This is a genomic window from Thermopirellula anaerolimosa (assembly GCF_054657335.1).
The window spans coordinates 44,372-51,017 of the sequence record NZ_BAAHYX010000002.1; the positions used below are offsets into that span (position 1 = coordinate 44,372).

A 6,646-nucleotide genomic window follows, 5' to 3' on the forward strand; every position below is an offset into this window, starting at 1 on the left:
GTGGTCGGGCGTGGTGCGGCTGGGCAAGGCAAGGCGTGGCATGGCTTTTCATTCGCAAGGGGAACGTATGCACAACGGAAACGGCAAACCCAAATCCATCGGGCCCGAGGCGACCAATGGCGCCTGCGGCACCATCGCGCTTTCGTTGCCTTATCGCGTCGAGGTTACGGTCCGCGGCGAGGCCGACGTGCTATTCCACCGTTGGAACTGCGAAGCGGTCGAGGCCAAGGCGAAGGCGGCCAAGGGTTCGGCAGCCAAGAAGGCCGACGATCTGGAATCCTACGTCTACCGCAACGATGCGGGGGAACTGTGCCTCCCCGGGGAGTACCTGCGGCAGGCGATCATTGCTGCCGCCAAGTACCGGCAGGACCCCCGCTCGCCACGCAAAAGCGCGATGGACTTGGTGAAGGCTGCCATCGTCAGCCTGACGCCGTTGGCCACTCTGGGAGTGAAGGCGTGGGACTACGAGCATCGCTGCCGCGTGCAGGTGCAGCGCAACGGAGTGACCCGCGTGCGGCCGGCCCTCGGCGCCGGCTGGTCGGCGTCCTTCGTGCTTCTGGTGAATCTGCCGGAATACGTCTCGCTGGAGATGCTGCATGGCCTGCTGACGGATGCCGGGCGGTTGATCGGCGTGGGCGACTTCCGGCCCACCTACGGCCGGTTCCAAGTAATGCGATTCGATCTGTTGGACGCGCAATGACAGGGCATGGCCGGGCATGGCGGGCCTTGGCACGGCTTGGACAGGCGAGGTTTGGCACGGTTCGGCGTGGCGTGGCAGAAACGAGGAGGTCATAGGCGTGCGTGCGAGCCGGCGCGGTGGAGCGGCGACGACAGGTCAGCGCCCCGGTGGAGCCGAAAAGGAAAGGCGAAGGCGAAACGATCGTCCCCGCGACTTGCAGGACACGCACCGGCGACTGCCGGTCCCCTGCGAGACGCACGCCTGCACCTCCGCACGAAGAAAGGAAGAGCATGCTTACGGTGGAGCTGTCCTACCCGCCGTCCGTCAATCATTACTGGCGACGAGTTGGGCCGCGGACCCTGATCAGCCGTCAGGGACGGGCGTATCGCCGCGACGTGGCGACCGCCGTGCGGCGGATCGACCATGCGGCAGACCGACTGCCCTTGACCGGTCCGCTCCGTGTGGAAGTCTCGCTGTATCCGCCCGATCGCCGGCGACGCGACTTGGACAACGCCCTGAAGGCGCTGCTCGATGCGCTTCAGCATGCAGGCGTGTACCCGGACGACAGCTTGATTGAACAGCTCTCGGTCGAGAAGCGAGACGTTGTGAAAGGGGGCAAAGCCGTCGTGACGATCCGGCGGCGGTGCGTGCTGTGCGACGGGCTGGAGGTGCCGACGTGACGCCGCTTCGTCCCTATCAGCAGGCTGCGGTCGAGGCCGTCTACGAGCATCTGCGCACGCGCGACGACAACCCGGCGGTGGTGCTTCCGACCGCGGCCGGAAAGAGCTGGGTCATCGCTCAGTTGGTCCAAGACGCCGTGCTCAGGTGGAACGGCCGGGTGCTGGTGCTGGCCCACGTGAAGGAACTCTTGGAGCAGAATGCCGAGAAGATTCGGCGGCTGTGCCCGGAGGTGCCCATCGGCATCTACTCGGCGGGGCTGAATCGCCGCGAAGCCGACAAACCTGTCGTGGTCGCTGGCATCCAATCGGTCTACAAGCGGGCTTGCGAGCTGGACGCCTTCGATCTGGCGATCGTCGATGAGTGTTTCCCGGCGGGAACGATGATCTCCACGCCCCGCGGTGACACGGCCATCGAAGACCTGTCCATCGGTCAGCCCGTCCATACTGCCCTCGGTGTGGGAGAGGTGGAGGCGATCTCTGCCAGACCGGCGAACGGCTTGCTTGAACTGGAGTTCGAAGATGGACGAACCCTGCGATGCACACCCAATCATCCGTTCTTCACCGAACAGGGATGGCGGGAAGCCAAGGCCCTGGAGGTGGGATCGCGTCTTTTTAGCCCAAAAGACGTGCAAGCACTGCGGAACAGTAATGCATCCGAGAATCTACATCAACCCCGACGGCAGCCCGAAGGTGTGTCAGTCGGAGACCGAGTGGGATGCCCAGGAGTATTGCTCGGCGAAGTGCGGCGCACAATCGAGGCGGAAGCCTCGGCCTTCTCGTCCAATGAAGCTGCCACCTTGGAGGTCCGTCAGGATTCACTCCGCCAGGAAAGCATGCCAATGCTGCGGCAGCGAGTTCCGTCCCTGGATCAAGCTGGACTCGATGGGCAAGCTAATCAGCTACATGCGCGAGAAGGACTGGCGACGGCAGCGGTTCTGCTCGATCTCCTGCGCCAAGAAGGTCGAGAATGCGATGTGGATTCCGGGAGTTCGAGAGCGACTCCGACGGACGCTCAAGGAGATCGGGCATGCGCCCGTCGAACGTGGCGGGAACGGACGACTCACCACGCCGCAGGTTCAGCTTCTCAAGATACTGGGCCCCGAATGGCAGGCCGAAGTGACGGTTTCAGTTGGACATCCGCGTCCTCCGGGACTGCCCAAGAATCTCAAGATCGACATCGCCCATTTGGAGAAGAAGATCGCCATCGAGCTCGACGGAATATCGCATCGGACACTGGCGACGCACAACGCCGACAAGCGAAAGACGGCAGTCTTGCTTCGCAACGGGTGGTGCGTATTACGGCTATCGAATGCCAAAGCCCTGTGGCTGTGTTCAATCTGCAAGTCTCGGGACACCCTACTTACTACGCTGGCGGGGTTCTTGCACACAACTGTCATCTGATCCCCACCGAGGCCGATGGGATGTACCGCACCTTCCTGGCCGAGGCGAAGGTCGTCAACCCGCACCTGCGTGTGATCGGGCTGACGGCGACGCCGTTCCGCTTGTCAAGCGGGCCGATCTGTACGCCGGAGGGCGTGCTCAACCACATCTGCTACGAGGTGGGTGTGCGGGAGTTGATCCGCGACGGGTATCTCTGCCCGCTGGTCACGAAGGCGGGAATCAACAAGGCCGATTTCGAGCGGCTCCATGTCCGCGGCGGCGAGTTCGTGGCCGACGAGGTCGAGGACCTAATGGACGACGACCGGCTCGTGGCCGCGGCCTGCGGCGAGATCGTCGCCTACACGCACGACCGCCAAAGCGTGCTGGTCTTCGCCTCCGGCGTGCGCCACGGGCGGCACGTGGCCCGCGTGCTGGCCGAAATATCCGGCCAAGAAGTCGGTTTCCTGGACGGCCAAACGCCTAGCGCCGAGCGGGCGGAATTGATCGCCCGGTTCCGCAGAGAGACGGCTCCGGGCCTCTTGCCGCAGGCCCCGCTGAAATACCTGGTCAACGTCAACGTGCTGACCACGGGCTTTGACGCCCCGAACATCGACTGCGTGGCCATCCTGCGGCCCACGATGTCGCCGGGGCTCTACTACCAGATGGTCGGGAGATCGTTCCGGCTGCATCCGGGCAAGCAAAACGCCTTGGTCTTGGATTTCGGCGGCAACGCACTGCGCCACGGGCCGGTGGATCAACTCACGATGCCCGACGCGCCCGGGCGCGGCACGGGCGAAGCCCCGGCCAAGGAGTGCCCCGAGTGTCTATCGGTCATCGCCGCCGGCTACGCCACCTGCCCGGAGTGCGGCTACGAGTTCCCGCCGCCTGATCGCCAGAGGCACGACGCCCGGGCCGGCACCGCCGGCGTGCTCTCCGGCCAAGTGACGGACACCGAGTACGAGGTCTTGGACATCCGCTACAGCGTCCACACCAAGCGCGACGCCCCGCCGGAGGCCCCCAAGACCATGCGAGTGGATTACCAGATCGGCCAGTTCACCTACGTTTCCGAATGGGTGTGCTTCGAGCACAACGGCTATGCCCGATGGAAGGCTGAGCAGTGGTGGCGACGCCGCTCGCCCGACCCGATACCCGACACGGCCCAGCGGGCCGTCGAGATCGCCGAGGGCGGCGGCGTGGCGTGGACCGAGAAGATCGTGGTCCGCTCCATCGCCGGCGAGAAGTACGACCGCATCGTCGGCTACACGCTGGGCCCGAAGCCGGAGCCCGTGCCCATCGGCAACACGGAATACGACTTGGACGGCGTTCCGTTCTGAATGGAGGCAAGGCCGTGAATGAGGCAAAAACCATTACAAACATGGTTGCGAGCGAGAGGTCTTTCTGAATGGAATCCGACATGGCTACTGCATGCGGCGAAACCACAGGGACGGTTCCCATACGGCTGGTGGACGCCGACATCGAGCGGTGTGTCCACAGCCGGTTCAACACACGGAAGCGACGCGACCCGGAACAGGTGCGGCGTCTGGCGGAACGGATTCGGCGCAACGGGTTCGAGCGGACGCGGAGCCTGTGGGGCGTGGAAGTCAACGGCCAGTAGAATCTCGCGCAGCGCGCCTGGAGGCGGCCCGAATCGCCGGCCTACGCCCGTCCCGGTCTTTGTCCACCTCGGCCTCTCCGAGGACCAGATCAGCCGCAAGGCGGACGAGGACAATGAGAACGACGAATACCACACGCCCGTGAGCCTCCTGGACGTGTGGGCCGAATGCCACCGGCTTGCCACGCAGGAAGGCTGGACGCAACAGCGGATCGCTGACGCGAAAGGGTGGGATCAATCCACAGTTTCACGCCGCATTCGATGGCACACCTCACTACCAGAAGCTGCAAAACAGGCTGTATGCGACGGCCTCTTCGATGAAGGGCATCTTGAGGCGATTTCTGCCGTCGTATGCGACGTCGCATATTTTTCCCCTGGTACGGTTTCACATGCCGACCGAAGATGATGACAGACATCCTCACCAGCATCGCGGATCCTCCACCAGCAGCACGGCGGACGCTGCACGCGTGGTCAGGAAGGCGTGGCGCTGGAAAGCGCTCATCCGAATGGCCGAGGAGGCGTACCACTCCTTGCCCGAAGGAATCTGGCGGGAGCGGTTCGTCGCAGTCCTGGCCCACGAGCATGCGCGGACCGAGTCGGCCGTCAGCCACGCCCTGCGGCAGGTCGTCGAACGGAAACGTCGCCAAGAGGAAGCGGAAGCCGCCCGGCTGCGGGCCGAAGCCGACGCCAAAGAGCAGGAGGCCCTGCGGCTCCAACGGGAACAACAACGGTTGGCCTTCCTGGAGAGCCAGACCAAGAAGCTCCGCTGCGGGGATGCCCGCGACCTGATCCTGACGCCGGGGTTCTCGCTGCCCCTGTTGACCGACCCGCCCTACGGCGTGGAGTTCCAAAGCCACCGCCGGGTGGTGACCCCCAAGAAGGCCAAGATCGCCGGTGACGAGAAGCACCAGGCGTTGGCCCTGCTTCGAGACGTGCTCGCCAAAGCGTACCCCCGCATGGCCGACCACGCCACCTGCCTGGTGTTCACCGGCTGGCGTCACGAGCCCGAGTTCCGGCAAGTCCTCGAAGAGGCAGGGTTCACCCTCAAAGGTAGTCTCATTTGGGTCAAACCCAACCACGGCACCGGCGATCTGGCCGGCTGCTTCGCCCCGAAGCATGAACGCATCCTCCACGCCGTCAAGGGCCAGCCCAGGCTACAACAACGCGTGGCCGACGTCCTCTACGGCAAGGATCCGCCCGCAAGTGAGCATCCTTGCGAGAAGCCGCGGGACCTGCTGCGGCAACTGATCGAGGCGGTGACCGAGCCTGGCCAGACCGTGGTCGACCCGTTCATGGGGAGCGGCAACACGATCGTGGAAGCCTACCAGACAGGGCGCGACTTCTTCGGAATCGACCTGGAGCCGCAATGGCATGGGGTCGCGACCGAGGCGGTCCACAGGCTGGCGGAAGAGCACTGGCGTCATGAAGAACTGGAAGTCTGACAAGGCCTGGTCCGACCGGTTCATCCCCGCCATCAAACGGATCGTAGGCGAGCACCTGATCGCCGAGGCGGACGTGGCCGAGGACGCCTTCCACAACACGGATTTGATCACGTTGCGTCTGGCTGGCGACATGCGCATCGCCTGTCGGGTCCGCCAGCACGAATACCTGCGTCTGTACGGGGATGAATTCACGTTGCGATGTTCGCGGCCCAGCGGGGTCGCGACCGAGATCGACAAACTGCTCGCCGGCTGGGGGGATTATCTCTTCTACGGTTTCGCTAGCCAGGATGGCACCGCGCTGGCGGCGTGGTTTCTGGGGGACCTGGACGTCTTCCGCCGTTGGGTGCGGTGGTACCAAGCGACCCACCACGACTGGCCGGGCGAGTTGAAAGAGAACCTCGATGGCAGTTCCCGGTTCGTGGTGTTCAAGATCGACGAGGTGTTTCCTGATTTCGTCGTGGCCAGGAGCCCCACATGAGCACCGAACAGCATGAAGAACCCTACGTCAGCGTCTACGGCGTGGGCACTCTGCCGCGATCAGGTGTCACCCGCTTCGCCACCGGCGCGGTGCGCGGCACGGACGCCGACGGCGAGCGCTGGGACTTGATCACGCCCATCGGCCTACGTCGCCTGGCCGAAACCTGCGCCGAAGGGGCAGCCAAGTACGGCGAGCACAACTGGCAGAAAGGCATCCCGGCCAGCGTCATGCTCAATCACGCCATCCGGCACATCTACCTATACCTAGCGGGCGACGATTCGGAAGATCACTTGGCCCACGCGGCATGGAACGTCCTGGGCGTGTGCCACTTCGAGGAAGCGATGCCCGAAATGATCGACATTCCAGCACGCAATC

8 protein-coding genes and 1 pseudogene are annotated in these 6,646 nt (G+C 64.3%); all 9 read left to right on the forward strand.

Annotation, left to right across the window (positions count from 1 at the left end; all coding sequences use genetic code 11):
• Positions 1-40 precede the first annotated feature (40 nt).
• On the forward strand, positions 41-700 hold the full coding sequence (locus ACYQ6J_RS00420; protein ID WP_460182224.1) for a hypothetical protein: 660 nt from the start codon (positions 41-43) through the stop codon (positions 698-700).
• A 269-nt stretch (positions 701-969) separates the two neighbouring features.
• The gene (locus tag ACYQ6J_RS00425) at positions 970-1,359 is read left to right on the forward strand and encodes a RusA family crossover junction endodeoxyribonuclease (protein WP_460182225.1); all 390 of its coding nucleotides are present in this window, start codon (positions 970-972) and stop codon (positions 1,357-1,359) included.
• Positions 1,356-1,712, forward strand: a pseudogene (locus ACYQ6J_RS00430) (DEAD/DEAH box helicase); the annotation flags it as partial. The gene ACYQ6J_RS00425 and the pseudogene ACYQ6J_RS00430, both read left to right, overlap by 4 nt.
• A 619-nt stretch (positions 1,713-2,331) precedes the next feature.
• The gene (locus tag ACYQ6J_RS00435; RefSeq protein WP_460182230.1) at positions 2,332-2,760 is read left to right on the forward strand and encodes a DUF559 domain-containing protein; all 429 of its coding nucleotides are present in this window, start codon (positions 2,332-2,334) and stop codon (positions 2,758-2,760) included.
• A gap of 290 nt (positions 2,761-3,050) precedes the next feature.
• On the forward strand, positions 3,051-4,073 hold the full coding sequence (locus ACYQ6J_RS00440) for a DEAD/DEAH box helicase (protein WP_460182231.1): 1,023 nt from the start codon (positions 3,051-3,053) through the stop codon (positions 4,071-4,073).
• 80 nt (positions 4,074-4,153) lie between these two features.
• On the forward strand, positions 4,154-4,354 hold the full coding sequence (locus ACYQ6J_RS00445; protein ID WP_460182226.1) for a hypothetical protein: 201 nt from the start codon (positions 4,154-4,156) through the stop codon (positions 4,352-4,354).
• Between the two features lie 314 nt (positions 4,355-4,668).
• Positions 4,669-5,793 (forward strand): DNA-methyltransferase, encoded by a 1,125-nt coding sequence (locus tag ACYQ6J_RS00450; RefSeq protein WP_460182227.1) that lies wholly within the window; start codon positions 4,669-4,671, stop codon positions 5,791-5,793.
• Entirely contained in the window at positions 5,774-6,271 is a 498-nt protein-coding gene (locus ACYQ6J_RS00455; RefSeq protein WP_460182228.1) for a hypothetical protein, read from the forward strand. Before ACYQ6J_RS00450 ends, ACYQ6J_RS00455 begins: the two co-directional genes overlap by 20 nt.
• Positions 6,268-6,646 (forward strand): dATP/dGTP diphosphohydrolase domain-containing protein (locus ACYQ6J_RS00460; protein WP_460182229.1); only part of this gene is annotated, 379 nt, incomplete at its 3' end. The genes ACYQ6J_RS00455 and ACYQ6J_RS00460, both read left to right, overlap by 4 nt.

Bases quoted from the DNA above. Each gene is read 5' to 3' on its own strand.
- ACYQ6J_RS00420 (WP_460182224.1), top strand. From the start codon at position 41: ATGGCTTTTCATTCGCAAGGGGAACGTATGCACAACGGAAACGGCAAA.
- ACYQ6J_RS00425 (WP_460182225.1), top strand. From the start codon at position 970: ATGCTTACGGTGGAGCTGTCCTACCCGCCGTCCGTCAATCATTACTGG.
- ACYQ6J_RS00435 (WP_460182230.1), top strand. From the start codon at position 2,332: ATGTGGATTCCGGGAGTTCGAGAGCGACTCCGACGGACGCTCAAGGAG.
- ACYQ6J_RS00440 (WP_460182231.1), top strand. From the start codon at position 3,051: ATGGACGACGACCGGCTCGTGGCCGCGGCCTGCGGCGAGATCGTCGCC.
- ACYQ6J_RS00445 (WP_460182226.1), top strand. From the start codon at position 4,154: ATGGCTACTGCATGCGGCGAAACCACAGGGACGGTTCCCATACGGCTG.
- ACYQ6J_RS00450 (WP_460182227.1), top strand. From the start codon at position 4,669: ATGAAGGGCATCTTGAGGCGATTTCTGCCGTCGTATGCGACGTCGCAT.
- ACYQ6J_RS00455 (WP_460182228.1), top strand. From the start codon at position 5,774: ATGAAGAACTGGAAGTCTGACAAGGCCTGGTCCGACCGGTTCATCCCC.